At 45.9% G+C, this 17960-nt stretch carries 16 protein-coding genes; 14 read left to right on the top strand and 2 right to left on the bottom strand.

Annotated elements, in window-relative coordinates; genetic code table 11:
- Window positions 1-27: 27 nt before the first annotated feature.
- Complete coding sequence (locus BUB59_RS06100) at window positions 28-1791, bottom strand: pectate lyase family protein (protein ID WP_073227098.1); 1764 nt, start codon at window positions 1789-1791, stop codon at window positions 28-30.
- Window positions 1792-1921: 130 nt separating this feature from the next.
- Between BUB59_RS06100 and BUB59_RS06095 the strand changes: the two genes are divergently transcribed.
- The 9 genes from BUB59_RS06095 to BUB59_RS06050 all read left to right on the top strand — a co-directional run bounded on the left by BUB59_RS06095 (window position 1922) and on the right by BUB59_RS06050 (window position 10325).
- Window positions 1922-2758 (top strand): hypothetical protein, encoded by an 837-nt coding sequence (locus tag BUB59_RS06095; protein WP_073227095.1) that lies wholly within the window; start codon window positions 1922-1924, stop codon window positions 2756-2758.
- A gap of 311 nt (window positions 2759-3069) precedes the next feature.
- Window positions 3070-3468, top strand: coding sequence for a hypothetical protein (locus BUB59_RS06090; protein WP_073227093.1), 399 nt, complete (start codon window positions 3070-3072; stop codon window positions 3466-3468).
- A gap of 1 nt (window position 3469) precedes the next feature.
- Window positions 3470-3991, top strand: a complete 522-nt coding sequence (locus tag BUB59_RS06085) for a hypothetical protein (RefSeq protein WP_073227090.1) — start codon at window positions 3470-3472, stop codon at window positions 3989-3991.
- A 79-nt stretch (window positions 3992-4070) separates the two neighbouring features.
- A complete protein-coding gene (locus BUB59_RS15160) occupies window positions 4071-4865 on the top strand; it encodes a hypothetical protein (protein ID WP_143160260.1) in 795 nt (264 codons plus the stop codon).
- A gap of 181 nt (window positions 4866-5046) precedes the next feature.
- Complete coding sequence (locus tag BUB59_RS06070) at window positions 5047-5955, top strand: Fic family protein (protein WP_200778802.1); 909 nt, start codon at window positions 5047-5049, stop codon at window positions 5953-5955.
- A 338-nt stretch (window positions 5956-6293) separates the two neighbouring features.
- Window positions 6294-7208, top strand: coding sequence for an Rpn family recombination-promoting nuclease/putative transposase (locus tag BUB59_RS06065; RefSeq protein ID WP_159433334.1), 915 nt, complete (start codon window positions 6294-6296; stop codon window positions 7206-7208).
- Window positions 7209-7383: 175 nt separating this feature from the next.
- Complete coding sequence (locus BUB59_RS06060) at window positions 7384-7728, top strand: hypothetical protein (protein ID WP_143160259.1); 345 nt, start codon at window positions 7384-7386, stop codon at window positions 7726-7728.
- Between the two features lie 115 nt (window positions 7729-7843).
- On the top strand, window positions 7844-8770 hold the full coding sequence (locus BUB59_RS06055; RefSeq protein WP_073227068.1) for an Rpn family recombination-promoting nuclease/putative transposase: 927 nt from the start codon (window positions 7844-7846) through the stop codon (window positions 8768-8770).
- Window positions 8771-9296: 526 nt separating this feature from the next.
- Window positions 9297-10325, top strand: coding sequence for a PD-(D/E)XK nuclease family transposase (locus BUB59_RS06050; RefSeq protein ID WP_073227065.1), 1029 nt, complete (start codon window positions 9297-9299; stop codon window positions 10323-10325).
- A 103-nt stretch (window positions 10326-10428) separates the two neighbouring features.
- Here BUB59_RS06050 and BUB59_RS06045 read toward each other — a convergent pair whose 3' ends face one another.
- Complete coding sequence (locus BUB59_RS06045) at window positions 10429-11145, bottom strand: uracil-DNA glycosylase family protein (protein WP_073227060.1); 717 nt, start codon at window positions 11143-11145, stop codon at window positions 10429-10431.
- A gap of 123 nt (window positions 11146-11268) precedes the next feature.
- Here BUB59_RS06045 and BUB59_RS06040 point away from each other — a divergent pair, with 123 nt between their 5' ends.
- From BUB59_RS06040 to BUB59_RS06020, 5 genes are all read left to right on the top strand, one after another.
- Window positions 11269-11748 (top strand): hypothetical protein, encoded by a 480-nt coding sequence (locus BUB59_RS06040; protein ID WP_073227057.1) that lies wholly within the window; start codon window positions 11269-11271, stop codon window positions 11746-11748.
- Entirely contained in the window at window positions 11738-12526 is a 789-nt protein-coding gene (locus BUB59_RS06035; RefSeq protein WP_073227054.1) for a hypothetical protein, read from the top strand. Before BUB59_RS06040 ends, BUB59_RS06035 begins: the two co-directional genes overlap by 11 nt.
- A gap of 176 nt (window positions 12527-12702) precedes the next feature.
- A complete protein-coding gene (locus tag BUB59_RS06030; protein ID WP_159433333.1) occupies window positions 12703-13578 on the top strand; it encodes a DUF6602 domain-containing protein in 876 nt (291 codons plus the stop codon).
- Window positions 13579-13682: 104 nt separating this feature from the next.
- Entirely contained in the window at window positions 13683-17009 is a 3327-nt protein-coding gene (locus BUB59_RS06025; protein ID WP_073227046.1) for an Eco57I restriction-modification methylase domain-containing protein, read from the top strand.
- Window positions 17010-17072: 63 nt separating this feature from the next.
- Entirely contained in the window at window positions 17073-17855 is a 783-nt protein-coding gene (locus tag BUB59_RS06020; protein ID WP_073227043.1) for a DUF3800 domain-containing protein, read from the top strand.
- The last annotated feature ends 105 nt before the right edge of the window (window positions 17856-17960 follow it).

Here is a 17960-nt window from a genome sequence, read left to right as displayed (position 1 = left end):
CTTTAATCTGCGTTATTTTATCCTACATCACTTCTGCAAAATGATGTAGCGGCCGCGGGGGAGGCCCCTGGTGTACTGTTCCGGAGAGGCGGATGTGCCAGACTTTTCTGCATAAGGTACATTGCGGACTAGATTTCCGTTCAGGTCGAATACCTTCACGTTCTTGGCGGCGACGTTCCCCGCAGAGTTTCCTAGAACGTTCCCCAGCGAGTTCCTCTGCGGGTTTGCTGCGATGGCATCCGGAGTCTGCAGGGAGTCACCCGAGTCGCTGGGCAGTTCCTTTTCCTCCAGGAGAGTTAAGTCGAACTGGTCCAGATTGGGACCGTCATTGCCATCGACGGTAGTGAACGTCAGGCTGTTTTCCCCGGGGGCTAGCTTCAGCTTTGTGGTCAGAGTTTTCCATTCGGTCCAGCTGCTGGTCTTGCCAAATGTTTCGTTAACGGCGTCCGCCACCGCCGTTCCGTCGGGTAGCTTTCCACTGCTAGAAATATCCAGCTTACGGTCTTCCTTGGAGCCATTAGTGTAGTCTATGTCCAGCTGGTACATACCGTACTTTTCAACACTGACCTTTACGAGCAGGCTGCCGCCCTTGTCAAAATTCACATAGCCGGTACCCGCAAAACCTGTGTTGGAACTTTCCACAACTCCGCCGGTAATTATGCCGCTTTCTGCCTGGTAGGCCTTTTCCGCCACCGGTTCAGGAGGAGTGGGCTCCACATAACCCGCGTCGCAAACAGTGGGGCTCGTAAGGGTAGCGCCGGCTCCCGCCTTCACCGCGGCTTCCACGTCATTTACGTTCAGCATGAATCCGGTGTAGTCATAGGGCGGCGTAAAGGAAGTGCCGTTTCCCTTGGTATTGCCCGTGCAGTTGGTGTACTTGTTGTCGATGGTTTCTGCAACGCCGATGGTTCCGGAAAGTCCCAGATAAATGGGCTCTCGTTCGTCGATAAAGTGGTTGCGTTCGGAACGGATGGTGCACTGGTAGCCAGGAGCCATGCCCAGCACATCCACGCCGGCGGTAATGCTGGAGTTGCCGGTGATCAGGTTGTTCACCACATGAATATTCCCGTAGCGGCAGCGGGGCTTGCGCTGGTTTGCGGCCACCCACCAGTTGAACATGTAGGTCACATTCAGCTTGCCTTCGCTTTCCGGCTCGGAATCGCTACTGCCAATCAGGTTAGAAAGATTGTGTTCGCTCTTTTTCTTGTAGCCGAACTTACACCAGGTAAAAGTCACGTTGTCCGCGCCCTTCACCACGTCGGCGTTACCATCCTGGCCGTCCCAGAATTCGCAATGGTCAATCCAGATGTTGCTGGGATACTTGCCGGAGCTACCTTCGATAGTCAAGTTGTCCCAGGCCTGAGTGGAGTTGGAACCGGGGCCTTCCACCACGATGTTGCGGAGGATGATATTCTTCGCAGCCCCTGCAATACGGATGCAGGCATTCAGCTTTGTGCCCGCCTTTAACCCGATAATCGTCTTGTTGCTTCCGTCGATGACCAGGCGGCTACCGGAACGATCCTGCCAGCCATCGCCCAGAGTGCCGTCGATGTAAATCACCTTGGGCGTGGTTCCCTTTACCAAGCTCTGGAGCGTGCTAAAATCACGGGCTGTATCGGCCACCACATTTCCGCCACCAGTCACCTCGAAAGCGGTGCTAGAGCGGCCCGAGCGCGTTGCCCAGCCAATAGGCTTGCATTGGTCTGCTGCCGCATGGACTTCTAGGGCTGCACAACCAAAAATCAGTGCGATTTTTGCAAAATTCTTAAGGGGAATATCCAAACGATTCATTTTATACACCTCATCCCTAAAATACCTTTTATTTCCCCTTTTGACAAAAATCTTTTAACACTCTTTTATCTGCAAAAAAATCAGCCGAGAAACTATATTTCACCCATTCACCTCCCTTCTGGAGATTACCATGAGAAAGTTTAATTTCGGCGAACAGGCTCTGATTGGCAAGCTGATCGCAAACTCTGCAGACGCTACTGCAAATTTCCCCATTAAGGCCCTGGAATCCCTCTTCCAGGATAACAAGGTCACCTTCCACAACGACGAAGTGGCATACTTCAACTTCTACATCAACGAAGGCAAGGAAGACACCGTCAAGGAAAAGTCCAAGGTGTTCATCAACAAGGTCCTGGAGGCCATCACCCTTTTGGATTACCTCAAGAATCAGGGTCTAGTATTGGAACTGGATTCCGGAAAGGATTCCGCTGTCACCTTCGGTGACGACGTCTCCTATGTTTCCGCCGGCATGGTGGAATCCCGCGTGTACATTGAAGCAGGTCTTATTTCCGAACAGCTGGTCCGTTTCGTCAACAACTCCATCTACGTCACCGAGCCCCTCAAGGAACTTCAGGCCAACGAATTCAAGGGCTTCGAAGACGACATGCTGGCTCAGGCCACCGCACAGACCAAGAAGACCGGCAAGGCAATTCTTCTCGCTTTCCTCGCCGTGCTGATTTCCGTTGCAGGTGTGGTACTTTCCTCCATGGGTATTCTCGGTGGTAAGACTGCTGAAGTGCAGGACAATTCCGCAGCCATCGTCCAGCCGCTGGAAAAGATCCAGGGCGTTCTGGAAAACAACATGCTCCCCGCTATGGCAGACCTCAAGACCGAAATCGCTGGCGTCAAGACCGCAGTCTCCGAGCTGGATGCAGAACCTGTCGATCTGGATGACCTCAAAAAGGACTCTAAGGACGAACCCAAGCAGGACGACTCCAAGAAAAAGTCCAAAAAGCGTAAGCGCAAGTAACCCTACGTCATCCTGAACCATGTCATTCTGAACGAAGCACCGAAGGTGCGAAGTCCTATGTCATTCTGAGCGAAGCACCGAAGGTGCGAAGTCGAAGAATCTAGGACATTTTTTAGCTATCTCGAGTACTTTCGGGGTGGCTTTTTTTCTTTATAAAAACCTTATTTATCCTCCAAAATTATGGATTTTAATGCAAATAATAACTTTGCGTTATTGTTTTGGCAAGAATAATGTATTTGAAAGTGGGAGAGAGAGTAGCTACCTTATGGCCGTTCAAAAGAAAACGACCTAAACAACAAAAGAGGTTTAAAATGAAAAAGTTACTCGTTCTCGCTACCATCGCTCTTTGCGCTGCATTCACTGCTTGCAGCGATGCGAAAAACAGCGTGGCTCCTTCTTTTGAAAATGATACCGCTGTCAGCTACTCCGAAGAACACATGTTTACAAGCTGCAGAGCTGCCGCCGATACCAACGCTGTCATTGACTTCGACTTCGATGCCGTTAACGGCACCAGCACTTTGACCCGCACCTATCATCACGACTTCATGGACGGTGCAGAAGCCGCTTGCGCCGCCGTGAAGAAGAACGCCGTGAGCGAAGAAAAAATTAACTGCACCGACACCGCCGTAGAAATTGTCACCGAATTCCAGAACCTGACTGCTGACGACTATCGTGCCATGGTCGAAACCGATTGCTGGATGGAGAAGTAAGATGATTTGGGTATGCTACTTTATTGCCGTGCTCCTGATCGTCTGGGGCGTCTCTCTAGTCATTCGCGACCGCGCTATGGATTATTCCCGCCAGAAAGAGTTGAGCCTTGCGAACTCCTTCGAAAAAATGGTACCCAGTGAACCCGTCTTCGCCTGGATTTCTGTAAGGGACAGTATCGTCAATCCGTCCCGCGCCATTCCCGCAGGATACGCCTTCTGCGCAGACGGCTCCCTCTATAGCATTAGCGGTAGCGATGTGAACGTTGAAGGGTGTCACCGCACTTGCCTGGGCTTCTATCCCGGCAAGGTAGAGGAAATCCGCTCCTACATCAAGTTCCTGAGATCCCGCTTGAGCATGATTGCTCCCCAGGCAATCCGCTGGATTCCCAAAAACGGAGGAACCACAAAGTTCTTTTTCATGGACGGGAAACTCTTTGCAGGTAACACCTTCAGCAACACCCCTCTCGGTGACTGGTTCGAAAGCCGCTGCCAGAAAATCCTATCCAAGATAGAACGGAATTAAACTCGAAAAAATTATTTGACAATCTTAAATCCTGTGCTGATATACCCTGTGTATGGCACAGGATTTTGAAGTTGATATTATGCCGGGGTTGCACTGTTGGAATTTTGCCGACAGACGCCCCTTGACCATTAATGTGATTGAACCTTTCCGGGATGGCTTAGGTTGGGACGAAATTCCGGGAAGCTTTCGGGAGTTTCTCTCCTGCGATACACCCAAGCGGGATTATCCCGGGCTGTACAAGTTCATTACAGAACAATACATCCTGCGGTGTGAATCTCGTCGGGTCCATTTCGTGCCCAGGGCCGTCCCCGCAGACGATTTCGCCTGTGAGCTTCTGATTCGGGAAAAATTCTTCTGGGCCTGTGAGGAAACCAACAATCAACAGCCCGTTGCCGACACCGTTTTGGATAGTTCGTTTTATTCTCGCCGTTATGAGGTCGCCCTCCACTCTTTGGAAGTCAAGGGCTTTTATATGTCGGGGTCGGAACTTCGCGCGGAAATCGGCTATAGCATTGTGGTGCGTCCGGCGCGCCCGCTCCCTACCCGGTTGGACGAACTGAAAAATGCCATTTACAACCCTCAGGAAATACGGGATCTGTTCGCCTGTTGCGCCCTCCATTTTGAGGAACCCGGAAGTATACGCTTCTTTAAGGATGTGATGTATGGTGCCGCCTACATCGATCCCACCAAGGCCCCCGCCGTCGAAGAAGAGCGGGTGTTCCGCATGTTAAAGAATCGGTATACGGATTGCAACGACAAGAAGGCCTTTCTCAAGACGGAAGAGACCATTAACCGCATCAAGCTGGATCCTCTGAGCTATGTGGATGACGAAGACGAACTCGTCGCCAACCTAGCAAGAGCACTGGTGTCGTAGCAACGCCCTGTGAAACGATCTACTTGACTAACGATGCTGCATAATATATATTTATGACGGTGTAAATGTCGTAGTAAATGTCTATGTATTTGTCTTTGTAAATGTCGGTGTAAATATGAACCCTCCTCCATTCCAGTTGAATTCCCAAATACTGACTTTAGCGGCTGAAATCTCGGCGCTGGTGGAACGTTTTGTTATTCGCTTAGAAAAGACTGATAGTCTGAAATTGCGTAGGGCAAATAGAATCAAAAGCATTCATAGTTCCCTAGCCATAGAAGGTAACTCCTTAAGCGAAAACGCAGTGAGTGACATTATTAACGGTAAACGGGTTTTGGCTCCTGCTCGAGAAATTCTCGAGGTAAAAAATGCCCTTGCCACATACGAATTGTATTCTAAACTTAATCCGTTCTCTGTAAAGGATTTGCTGAAGGCTCATGGCGTGATGATGCAAGGAATAACTCCCGATGCCGGCAAATTCCGAAACTGTAACGAGGGCGTCTTTAAGGGAAAAAAGTGTGTTCATTTGGCTCCGCCACCCAATATGGTCCCTGAGTTGATGAAAAATCTTTTTGATTGGTTGAAAGTGAGCAAGGACCATATGCTCATTCGATCCTGCGTATTTCATTATGAATTTGAGTTCATTCATCCATTTAGTGATGGAAATGGCCGAACTGGGCGCCTATGGCAATCGCTGATTCTAGGAAAAATGAACCCTGTTTTTGAATTCTTGCCTGTGGAAAACATGGTTTTTGCTAATCAGCAAAAGTATTATGATGCGATTGCGGCTGCTACAAAGGCTGGAGAGTCGAGTCCCTTTATTGAATTTATGCTGCAGAATATTCTTGAAACTCTGAAAAAGTACAAGGATGTCCCATTTGACGGTTCTGAATCTGAATTTAAGATGGATTTGACCGATCGCCAAAATAAGATTCTTGCCTTGCTACGAGATAATTCTGTGACAATAGATGCCCTCGCAAAAAAATTAAAGGTGTCCGCAAAAACAGTTGAACGTGATTTGGCTAAGTTGCGAGAATGCGATTTAGTGGAACGAAGTGGCTCCGATAAGACCGGCCGTTGGCTTGTTAAGTAAGTCACCCTGAGGACTTTCTGGGTCAGCTTTTTTTATGCGCTTTTTTACAATTCCCCGCCTTGGGCTGATATGCTTTGCGAAACAAATTGATTTCTAAAGCACTTAGCCACACCAAAGGAATGGGGAGTATGATAGAATGTTTATTTACTGGACTGAATCAGTATTTTGGAACGATCGCTTTTGTAACCATGATTGTGAGCGTATTGCTGTTTGTTCGGTATTGAAAAATTTTACAAAGAAATTTCGTACAAACGGGTTCATTACAACGTGTATAGTAAAGAATAGGGGATAGGCCTATTACGCAGGGCAATTTAGCCCTGTGAACAAAAATGCTGTACATGAATAAATCTTTGCGTCATGATTCTTTTTGCAGGGATGGGCTTGCCGATGTGAGTACGTTCCTGGAATTTGTGGAATACCTGGCTTCCCAGAATGCGGATTTGCTGGCAATCATCAACCTTTTGGACCTGAGTACCCTGGAGCGGATTCCTGCGGACTTCAGTGATACTGCAAACACGGGGTATGCAGATCTCGCGTTCCGTGCAAAGGTTAAGAAGGAATACTTGCGGGGTGGTCCCGTACAGGTGTGCGTTGGTTTCCTGGTGGAGCACAAGTCCTATATGGACGACGAAGTCCTGGAGCAGCTCCGCAAGTACCACTACCACCTGATGGTTGAAAAGCTGAAGGAAAATGCGGTCAAGGGTATTCCTTCCGTTGCGATTATCCTCTATAATGGCAAGGATGATTGGAATCCGCTGGAAAAGTTGGACGATTACCCCGATGTATTGCGGGATATTGTGCTTCCCTTCAAGGGCGTCTTTGTGGATGTGGATGATGTTCCTGATGAGACCTGCATTGAAAAGTTTAGCCCTCGCTTGGGTGCGTTTATTGTCGCTCTGAAATACTCCCGCGATCCGGAAGCCCACAAGGATGTCTTCAAGAAGGTTCTGGACCGGATTGGAACCCCTAAGAAGGTAGATGGAACCCTTGACTTGGTCGCCTCCATTGATGTATATTTGAATGGCTGGCTTTCCAAAACCTTCGAGGAGGAACTCAAAATGGATTTTGTTAGACCGCCGTATGAGACAATTGCTGACGCACAGCGCAAAAGGCAAGAAGCCCTCGAGAAGAAACTTGCTGAAAAGGATGCAGAAATTGCTGACAAGGACGCAGAAAACGCATCCTTGGCTGCAGAGAATGCTTCTCAGGCTGCTCGCATCAAGGAACTTGAAGCAGCTCTCGCCGCCAAGTAAACACTCGTCACTCGCGCCCGTCATTCTGAGCGAAGCACCGAAGGTGCGAAGTCGAAGAATCTAGGTCAGCTTTTTTAGTCATCTCGAGGATTCTCGGGGTGGCTTTTTTTGTCGCTTCTGAAGCGACCTCATGGAGCTATCAAAGGGTTATTTTTGTATTCAAAAGGAGGCTGGTATGAACGACCCGCGCAATACAAAAAACTTGGATAGCTTGAAATTCTGCATCTATTACAAGGGGGAGGAGGAAAATCCTAATAACCCTCAGTCACCCAGTTACGATAGGGCGGCTGGATTCGCCTGGATATCCGAGAGCATCGCTTGCAGACATGCCGATGGCGATGTGGACGTGTTCTTGGATTACGTCATCTCGCACATGGGCAAGTGGGATCCTTATAGCTTCATAGAGCGCTTCGGCGACTACTTGCTTGCCAACACCAATATCCCCCTGGAAGACAAGATCAGGTTCGTAGAAAAGAACTTCGTACCCAATCACCCCATCCTCGCCAAGCTCAAGGAATAAAACTTTTTACAAAGAAAAATCGTACAAATGGCCTCATTACAACGTGTATAGTAAAGAATAGGGGACTTTGCCTATTCCGCAGGGCAATTTAGCCCAGTGAACAAAAATACTGTACATGAACAAGGAAAAATCAAAAAGGAAACTGAGGAACCGTCGTAATCATGACGGCTTCCTGAAGTACATCTATTCCCGCCCGCAGAATACAAGAGCCCTGTTCCGTATAGCGGCTAAGAAAAATAAGGTCCTTCGCGAGATTCTTTCCGAAGTGGATTTGGATACGCTGGAGGAAATTTCTGGGGCTTACAATGATGTTGGAGAGCGGGGTGAAGCTGATCTTGCGTTCCGTGTAAAGAGTAAGGCTGGGGAGGATATTATCTTTGGCATATTGCTGGAGCATAAGTCTTCGCCTAGTGACGATATTTTTGCGCAGATAGGCCGCTATACGCTGAGGGTCATGGTGAACAAGAGTAATCCTGAGCTGGCCAGCCTTCCCACGAAGGCAATCGTTATCTACAATGGTACCGACAAGTGGGATCCTCTTGAAAAGTATCGCAGCATTCGCGCGAAGTACAAGGATCGTGTACCGAATTTTGAATTCGCCTTCGTGAACCTTGCGGAAATTGACGATGAAATCTGCCTTGCGGATGAAAATGTTGAGGCAGCCGTTGGCATTATTACCATGAAGTACGCGTTCAAGGCAGGGAAGTATCGCAGGATGCTCCCGAAGATTGAGGAAAGGCTGAAGACCATCAGCATGAGTGATAGCGCTACCCTAATCAGCAAAATTGAACTATATTTAGGAGAGTATATTACTACCACATCACTTAAGAGGTTGAAGATGGCATTCCAGAGTATTGGTCAAAGGCTTGGCTTCGTCAGCGCAGGCGATGTGCGTCGTGCAGAGGAAAAGGAAGCTCGTAGCCTCAGGGCAAAAATCAAAAGGAAGGATGCTGAAATTGCAAGGAAGGATGCAGAAAATGCTTCCTTGGCTGCAGAAATTGCTGCTCTTAAGGCTCAGCTTGCAGCTCTCGCCGCCAAGTAACCCATAGCCCTACGTCATTCTGAGCGAAGCACCGAAGGTGCGAAGTCGAAGAATCTAGGTCAGCTTTTTTAGTCATCTCAAGGAATCTTGGGGTGGCTTTTTTGTCGCTTGAAATGCCCAAAAATACTGGCGGTACCTACTAAATGTTTATAACACTGTGTTTAGTAGGTACGGTTGTTAGTTTGTTTGTGGTGAATGCTTCGATGGATGCATACCAAATGGGTTAAATTTCGAGTTTAGTATGCAAACTGACTCGTTGAACGGGGCTCATGGCTGTGCGAAATAGGAAAAATCAATTTTTGATACATACTAAATGATGAAAATATGGCGTTTAGTAGGTATAATCCCCGAAAAAAGGCTTCACGCGATAGCCGAAGGTCGCTGAACTTGCCGAAGTGACCATAGTCTTAATTTTTTTACAAAGAAATTTTGTACAAATGGGTTCATTACAACGTGTATAGTAAAGAATAGGGAATAGGCCTATTCCGCAGGGCGATTTTGTCTTGTGAAAAATGGAAAATCCTGTATGACTGAAAAGCATACCGTTGAAAATGAAAAGAATGAATCCACCTTGCCCCAGGAACCCGTATCTGGTGGTGTTTATGATAACCCTCTGAGTGATGCCGGCTTCAAGAAGTTGCTTGCCAGCGCTAAGTCGCTGACGAACTTCTTGAATAGTGTCATGCATCTGGACAAGGAACGTGAAATTGCATCTCTCAAGTTCAAGACCAAGCGCATTACCTACCAGTCCGAAGATGCCGAGGGAGGGGAGAAGGAAACCTGGTGCTTTGATATCCGTGCCCAGACCCGTGACGGCCGCGCCGTGGATATTGAAGTTCAGAACCGCTGCCATCATTTTTTCAGCGATCGCGTGTTGACTTATGGATCTGCGCTGATGCTCAAGGCGAAGGCGGAACTTGACAAGACTCGCGAGGAAGAAACGAAGAAGAAGCTTGCCAGCCGTGAACCTCCTGTGTTGACCGTTGATGAAAAGCGCGATATCCGCAGCCGTGCATATGAACTGCCGGAAACTGTTTGCGTATGGGTCTGTAACTTCCCCGTTCCCGAAACTTCTACCGAGACCTGGGATGACTGGATGCTTTATAGCGGAAATGAACTTAAGAAGGGTAGCCTCTTGCCGATTAGCGATCGCATTAAGTATATTTTCTTGCAGTTGCCTAACTTTAACAAGGGCGCAGATGAATTGTCTACCGATGAAGACCAGTGGATTTACGTTCTGAAGCATGCCTTTGCAAGTGCGGCTGAATTTGATATCAAGAATGATGCTGTGACGGAAGCCCTTGAGCGCCTCAAGTCCAGCGAAAAGGACGAGGATAAGCCCGTGATGACCAAGAAGGAACGTGACTGCATCATTGCCAGCCTGGAAATCGATGCGGAAAAGGCTCGTGAGAAGGCTGAACGTCTTGAGAAGCAGCTCGCCGACAAGGATGCTGAAAATGCTGCTAAGGACGCAGAAAATGCTTCCCTGGCTGCAGAGAATGCTTCCCAGGCTGCTCGCATCAAGGAACTTGAAGCAGCTCTCGCCGCCAAGTAACCCATAGCCCTACGTCATTCTGAGCGAAGCACCGAAGGTGCGAAGTCGAAGAATCTATGTCAGCTTTTTATGCCATCTCGAGGGCTCCTCGGGGTGGCTTTTTTTAAATCCAGTTGTCCCTTAGCCAGGAGTCGAAAAAATCTTTCGCAACGAGGCTGTTCTCGTTGGCGTCCTTTGCCTTCCAGTACTTCATTTTGGAATGCCAGCATGGGCAAGAAGGATGATAGGTGTAGATGTACTCGATCCCGCGAGAACTGGTCCAGTCCCAAAGCTCTGTCCCGAATAATTTCTTGTACGTGGTTTCTGCATCTACACAGGACTGCTTGGATAAGAAAATCATTAAATCGGGTTTCAAAACATCCATAACAAAGAGAAGGTTTTCTATGGCGAATTCCTTATCTGTTTGCTTGTCGCCTTCGGATGATTTTTTCCACAGTTTTTGGATGTTTTCGAGATAGTCTGCAGGTCGCATGTAATAGTTTATGGATGCAGTTTCCTCCCATGCATTTCCATCTACAGGAAGTACGGATTGAAGGTGCTTTTCAACGACCTCCCCGAACCTTCCGCTTTTGTATGCGCGTGTTCCTGCTGTATCGCAATACCTTTGTTCTTCGATAGACAAAACCGGTGCCCCATGGTACCACTCGTTGACATGGTGGTGGACCGTTGAATGTTCTGGCATATAGTGGCTTTCGCCCACAAGCAATAGTTTTTTGTGATTGGGTGAATCGTAGTTCTCGCCCACAAAAGGTTGCATGTAGGGATGTTTTGTGTAGAACGGTCTTTTTTTAAACTGAGGATCGTAAGTGTATATGGGCATATGCGAATTCTCCCTTTTTCCTTAATATCGCCCGTTTAGAATAATATGTCAAGAATTTTTTGACAGAATTCTTTTGTGCACCGATAAAATGGATAGGTATTAACAAATAAATGGAGGCCTATCATGGCAAAGTACCAGATTATGGATGTGAAGTGTGGCGTGGTTGATGGTGGCGTGGGTCCCTGTGGCCCGGGCACCGGCGTGGTGGTGGCTGAAGTGGAACTGAAATCCGATGCGGGGGAGACTGTGTTCCTTTCCCTTGCGGAGTGCGACGGCATTCCGAACTTCTACAAGACGGAAACCAGCGTGTACGATAAGCACTTCGAGGATCCCATCGACATGGATTTCTTCGATAAACTGAACGAACACGGCTTTGTGGATGGCTTGGGATGTGGCTACGAGGAATTCTTCGAGGAATCGGACTACGAACTCTACCAGGAATTCCGATACCTGGTTTATGTGGTCCGCAGCGACTGGGACGAAATCGACCGCTTCAAGGCCGAAACGGTAGGCAAGTGGATCGGCGACTTCGAAATCCCCAAGAGCGACGTGGAAGAGGATTGGGAGGAGGAAGTGGACTTGGGGGAGGAAGATGATGATTAAAACAATAAAATATGGCGAATCGCAGTCCGCTTTGATGCGGAAACTGATCTCCAGGTTCGAAAAGGACGATGTTCCGCAGCTTGATGAGGAGGGGGTTGAATCGCTGGTCCCTCAGGATGAGAAGATCATGGACCTGTTCAAACACATTAGTCTTGATCCTGATTATCATCTTTACGCATGTACTTGCGGTCGTAATGATGCCACCCACTTGCTTGTACTAAAGAAGGGTGAAAACATTGTTGAACGTCTGAAAGACGACAATGGCGACATCCGTATATGGAAATTCACTGATATGGACATTATGCCGTTTGTCCAGGTGCCTTTTACGCCCGAGGCTCTATGGGAAGCGTTTCTGCTTTGGGATAGCCGTGGCATTTTCTTGCCTAGACGCTGGCATGCCAATTACGACTGCATGCTGTTGCTCACCGATAAAATGGATCTGGATAGAAAATTTGTCGGCCAGAGCTTCCGCAGCAGCTGCAAGGGAGACCTTGACAGCCTAAATTTTGACTTTTCGCCTTCAATCACTATAGACGAAGAGGCCAAAATCGCCGAAATCACCTTTTACCACTGGTCAATTTGGTCACGAGGCTGTATGAAAAGCGGCACAAAAATCAAGTGGCACGACAATCGCGTTGAAATGACTCCCACCATGTATCCTAACCCGGACTACAAGGAACCAGATGGTTCCGAATTTTATGGATGGGAAAAACCGGAACGAAGTTACGAGTATATAGACCTGGGGATTCCCTTTCAAGCGGATTGGATCACGTTCTAGGGGCCGATGCCGTAGGGAAGTGGATCGGCGACTTCGAAATCCCCAAGAGCGACGTGGAAGAGGATTGGGAGGCGGAATGGGGAGAAGGATAGTTAAAATGAATGAGTGAGAAAGAGCAGTCCTGTGGGGACTGCTTTTTTGTGCTTATACATTATTTAAATTGAGTGCTCTTTCCAATGAAAAAAGAAGTATATTCCAAGCGCAAATCAAAAAAGGAGGATTGCATGATGGATGGTACCACAGTATCAGATTTTTTTACAAGTGAAGTTAAGGCTTTTTTTGAGGTCTATAGAAATCTTGAGTATTTATTGCCCAATAGCCATGGGAAGAAAATGTCTGATCATGCTGCCGAAGAAGGACGGTTTGTTGAGGAGTTGATTAGAAATTTCTTAAAAAAGCATCTTCCTGAAGGTCTTGGTGTATATAGTGGCTTTGTTGTTAGACCTGCGGTTAAGGCAAATGAGAAAAAACTAAGAGCGGGTGAAAAAGATGAGCATTCTTCTCAGATTGATATCATTGTTTATGACAAAACGCATTATCCGATTTATGAGAATTTTAACGAGTTTGTTGTTGTTCCTCCTGAAGGTGTGATTGCTCTTATTTCTGTTAAACGAACTTTGACTAATAATAATATTGGTGGCGAGTGTAATGCCTTGAAAAGAATAAAATCACTTTTTGAAGGAATTAAAATTCGTCACCCATTGACTGCGATTGTTGGAATAGATGCGGATTTTAATTATCGAGATTTGCTTATGAAAACGATAGAAGATAATTATTCCGATGTGAAATTTGAAGATACGATTAATATGGTCTCATGTCTTAAAAAGTGGACTGTGTTTAAAAAGAAACCGAATAAGGGTAAATCTCAAAAAAGTGAATATCTGTTATTTGAACACCCCGATAGTGGCTTGGGAATGCAACACCTGGTAAATGGCATTCTTAGTGTTTACTATGACAAATCTCGATTTTCCTATGGCGAAAAACCAGGCTTTCTTAACCTAAAAAGTACTAAGACATATTGTCTTGGTAAATTGGGAAAGAAGTCGATATAATCAACGCTTTTGTAGGTGGTATCTAAATTAGGCTCAAAGCCTAGGCTGACACGTTTGTGTCAGCCTTTTTAACTTATATTTCAAGCATAAATTAGGAGCGTTTTATGCCTACATATCCGGAATTTGATGCCATTATCAAGGATTGTGATAAGAACTGCATTGTGAAGTTCTTGAAGACTATTTTCCCGGGGGAGACTCGTAAGGGTAAAGTTGTCGGCAAGTTCGGCGGTGCTGAGCAGAAGACTCGCATTGATGGCTTGAATATCCTTGGTTCCGTGACCTTGGAAACTTCGGATGGTCGCTCCAAGCCCATTATTTGCTGTGCCAAGCAGATGGATGGCGTTCTTTCGGAACGTAGTTCCCGCCGTAAGCAGTTTGATGATTCCGTGACTGTGCTGAAAGAAGTTTTTGTTAAGCCCTATGTAGGCAATGGCTCTGTCGAAGGTGCGTTTACCCAGGGCCTGTTCTTCTTCTTTGACGATAAAGGCAATTTCCGTTTGTCTTTGGTGACCAGCGAGATTGTGAATGGCAAGCAGGAGTTGAACAATTACCGTCGTCAGAGTTTCTTTGTGGAGGCAGGCGCCCGCAACAATACTTTCCGCACTCGCATTTGCAAGAAAATTGCAGCTTATGAAGATCTCAAAAGTGCTTTCGACGTTGAAAAACTCAGTGACGACTTCTTCCGCGAATACAAGGTGTTCTACGAAGATATTGTGCAGTATGTGACTGGTGCTCGCTATATCGAAGTCAAGAAGAACAAGTACGAACGCACCGAAATGAGTGCTCCGAATTCCGCAATCTTTGATCAGTTTACCAAGGCTTATGGCGATGACGCTGAAAAGGCCGTTCGTAACTATGTGAAAAAGCTCATGGGTCGTCTGGTATTTATTCAGTTCCTCCAGAAGAAGGGTTGGCTTGGCATTCCCATGGGGACTGATGGTTGGAAGGGCGGTGATAAGGATTTTCTCCAGCATCTGTTTGATCATGTTTCTCCCGAAGAGCAGAATAGCTTTGTAGATAAGGTTTTGGAGGAAGTTCTTTTCTACTCGTTCAACCGTAAGGAAAGTGAACGTAAACTAAAGAACTCGACTCTTAAGAAGTTTAAGTTCCCGTTTTTGAACTGCGGCTTGTTTGACAAGGACCGGGACGATGACTTTGACTTTGCCTTGCCGGGTGCGGTTTTCCACAACAAGAAGTTCTACGATACGGAACGCAAGGCTCCCGATATCAAGAGTTGGATCAAAAAGCGTAAACCCTATTTCAATGACGAAGTGTGCGGTCTCTTTGATTTCTTTGACCGGTTCAACTTTACCATTGATGAAAATGACCCTACCGATGCCGATGTCAGTGTTGACCCGGAAATGCTGGGCAAGATTTTTGAAAACTTGTTGGAAGATAACAAGGACAAGGGCGCGTTCTATACCCCCAAGGAAATAGTTGGCTACATGTGCAACGAATCCTTGATTGCCTACCTAGAAAGCGAATGCCCTTCCTTGTGTCATCCTGAGCGGAGCGCTAGCGAAGTCGAAGGATCTCGCATTCGTTCCTTGGTTGTTGACCTGAATGCTGATTCTTTCACCGAAAAGGAAAAGGAAACTCTAGACCAGAAGCTTTCTGAGGTCAAGATTTGCGACCCTGCTATTGGTAGTGGCGCTTTCCCCATGGGTCTCTTGAATTTGCTTTATAAGACTCGCTTGAAACTTGGTGTTGTGCAGAAGAATAGCAAGAATCCCGAAGCTACCTTGAAACGAGAAATTATCCAGCAGAATATTTACGGCGTGGATATTGAAAAGGGTGCCGTTGATATTGCCCAGCTCCGTTTCTGGTTGTCGTTGGTGGTGGACGAAGTTGAACCCGATGCTTTGCCTAACTTGGAATACAAGATTATGCAGGGAAATAGCTTGCTAGAAAGCTATGAGGGCATTGACTTGAGTTCTCTTGCTGGTGAAAAGAAGGATCGTAGCCGTGGCAAGGCTAGCGATCAGATGTCTTTGGTGTTTGACGAAAAGCAGGCCATGGAACAGATTCAAAGGGATTTGAACAGTTTCTATAAGACTGACGACTATAATGTCAAGGAACACCTGAAGAAAGACATTAATCTTAATGTGAAGAATTACATTAAGCACATCGCCCCGGAAAAGAGCAAGGCCATTGATGCATTGCCTTTGCCCAATGATAAGTTCTTCCTCTGGCATACCTATTTCCGTGATGTATTTGACAGAAAGGGCAAGTGCGGCTTTGATATTGTAATTGGAAATCCGCCGTATTTGCTTTGCCAGCCATCCAATACTGACGAAAAGTTGTTGGACTATTACAGAACCCATTTTGAGGTTGCTAGTTACAAAGTTGACTTGTTCCATCTATTTTTTGAGGGTGGTGTAGATCTATTGAGGAAAAATGGTATTTTGAGTTTCATTACTCCGAATACGTATCTAACGAATAAATATATCAAGCCTTTGCGACAATTTATTCTTGAAAATTGTGACGTATTGAGATTGGTTTTGCACGATAAAGTATTTGAATCTGCTCAAGTAGATAATGCGACTATTGTCCTAAAATCAGGCAAGGAAAAACAACATCGAGTTGTTATAGAAAAGTGTGAAAATTTCAAATTTAAGAATTTCGACCTGTTAGAACAAAGTCAATGGGAAAATGATGCAGATTTTGTTTTTAATGTCCAAAAAGAGTTTTCAATAGAGACTCAATTGAAATTAGGTGATATTGCTAGTGTAACTTTTGGGTTGCAAACTGCTGATAAAAAAACTTATGTTAAGGAATCTCCTATGGGGGCTGGATGGGAAGCTTGTTATACTGGCCGGGATATTTCACGTTATTATTTGCCAAATCCTTCGCTCTATTTTTTGAATGAACCATTAAAGGTTAAAGCAGGCGGATCTTGGAACATGAAAATTCATCATGCTTCGAAAATTGTGACGAGGCAGATTGGGGCTCCAGAACCAATTTTTGCTTTAGATGAAATTGGGGTTGCGACATTGAATACTATGTATAGTATTCTTGTTGAAAATAAAAGCTATTCTGAAAAGTTTATTTTGGGACTATGTTGCTCAAATTTGATTAAGTTCTGGTGGTTGTCTAAATTTTCTGATAATAAGGCTTTATTCCCCAAAATCAAGGGTTTCCAATTAAAGGAAATCCCGATTCCAAAAACTTCTCCAATACAACAGCAATCTATTATTGCATTGGTAGATTTCATTATTGCCGCCAAAAAGAAAGACCCCACCGCTGACACTTCCAAACAAGAAGCCGAAATCGATAAACTTGTTTATGAACTCTATGGATTAACTGACGAAGAAATCGCAATTGTGGAAGGTACTTCCGCCACAACATCCGCTGCAAAGCCCAATAAATCTTCCGCATCGTCTCAAACGACTTCCATATCCGCAGACTGGCTCCAAGGCGAGGATTTGTAAGATTTGTATGTCAACACTGGACTGTCTTGATTGTGACAAATAGAATGGGTATATTTTGTACGTATGAAAGAAACTGAAAACGTAAAAGCCTATTACTATTTTGACGAAGCTGGCGACCCGAATATACTGGGCCGTCATGGGGTGAACCTCATTGAAAGTGGGGTGGCAAGCAAGGTGTTTATGGTTGGCTATCTGGAAACCAAGAATCCAAAAGAACTGACCAAATCGTTGAACGCTTTGCATAAGGAAATCTGCGAAGATGAACTTTTGCAGGGAATCCCCTCCATGGAAAAAACGAAGGTGGCCTTCCATGCAGCAAAAGATTGTGCCGAAGTTCGTGATAGGGTGTTCAGGTTGCTAAAAAATTTGGATTTTACCTACTACTGCGTAGTACTTCGCAAAAAGGAAGATTTCTTCAGGAATCGTTTTGAATTCAAGAATACTGAAATTTACAAGTATGCCGTAAAGAACCTTCTTGAAAACCGCCTGCATCTTTATTCTGAAATAGACTGCTATTTCTCGGCTTTGGGTAACGTGGTCCGCAAGGATACCATGCAGAGCGCCATTGATTCTGCGATTGAAGCTTTTAGCAGCAAGTGGCATCACGAAAATAAAAATGTGATCCGTATCTTGATCCAGCAGGCTGCAGAAATTCCTTTACTACAAGCATCTGATTACGTTTTATGGTCTATACAACGCGCTTATGAAAAGGGTGAATTTCGATTCTACAATTGTTTGAAAGATAAGATCAAACTGGTGTACGACATTCTTGATTTAAAAAAATATCCGAAGAACTATTATGGTCCCAAAAATATGCTGGAGAAACAAAAAATGGACCCTTTATAAGGCTAGGTTTCTTTCGAAACGCATGGCATGAAGCCCGCTTTCACCTTATTAGGACCCAATGATTATAATTTAACAAAAAATTAAAAGAAAGTCAACTATAAGTTA

This window comes from Fibrobacter sp. UWEL (assembly GCF_900142535.1).
Taxonomy (GTDB): Bacteria; Fibrobacterota; Fibrobacteria; order Fibrobacterales; family Fibrobacteraceae; genus Fibrobacter.
Note: the sequence above shows the minus strand (reverse complement) of the source record. Positions and strands in the feature narration are given on the sequence as shown.

Coding starts and splice junctions, on each gene's coding strand:
- BUB59_RS06100 (WP_073227098.1), bottom strand. CDS start 1,791: ATGAATCGTTTGGATATTCCCCTTAAGAATTTTGCAAAAATCGCACTG.
- BUB59_RS06095 (WP_073227095.1), top strand. CDS start 1,922: ATGAGAAAGTTTAATTTCGGCGAACAGGCTCTGATTGGCAAGCTGATC.
- BUB59_RS06090 (WP_073227093.1), top strand. CDS start 3,070: ATGAAAAAGTTACTCGTTCTCGCTACCATCGCTCTTTGCGCTGCATTC.
- BUB59_RS06085 (WP_073227090.1), top strand. CDS start 3,470: ATGATTTGGGTATGCTACTTTATTGCCGTGCTCCTGATCGTCTGGGGC.
- BUB59_RS15160 (WP_143160260.1), top strand. CDS start 4,071: ATGCCGGGGTTGCACTGTTGGAATTTTGCCGACAGACGCCCCTTGACC.
- BUB59_RS06065 (WP_159433334.1), top strand. CDS start 6,294: ATGAATAAATCTTTGCGTCATGATTCTTTTTGCAGGGATGGGCTTGCC.
- BUB59_RS06060 (WP_143160259.1), top strand. CDS start 7,384: ATGAACGACCCGCGCAATACAAAAAACTTGGATAGCTTGAAATTCTGC.
- BUB59_RS06055 (WP_073227068.1), top strand. CDS start 7,844: ATGAACAAGGAAAAATCAAAAAGGAAACTGAGGAACCGTCGTAATCAT.
- BUB59_RS06050 (WP_073227065.1), top strand. CDS start 9,297: ATGACTGAAAAGCATACCGTTGAAAATGAAAAGAATGAATCCACCTTG.
- BUB59_RS06045 (WP_073227060.1), bottom strand. CDS start 11,145: ATGCCCATATACACTTACGATCCTCAGTTTAAAAAAAGACCGTTCTAC.
- BUB59_RS06040 (WP_073227057.1), top strand. CDS start 11,269: ATGGCAAAGTACCAGATTATGGATGTGAAGTGTGGCGTGGTTGATGGT.
- BUB59_RS06035 (WP_073227054.1), top strand. CDS start 11,738: ATGATGATTAAAACAATAAAATATGGCGAATCGCAGTCCGCTTTGATG.
- BUB59_RS06030 (WP_159433333.1), top strand. CDS start 12,703: ATGAAAAAAGAAGTATATTCCAAGCGCAAATCAAAAAAGGAGGATTGC.
- BUB59_RS06025 (WP_073227046.1), top strand. CDS start 13,683: ATGCCTACATATCCGGAATTTGATGCCATTATCAAGGATTGTGATAAG.
- BUB59_RS06020 (WP_073227043.1), top strand. CDS start 17,073: ATGAAAGAAACTGAAAACGTAAAAGCCTATTACTATTTTGACGAAGCT.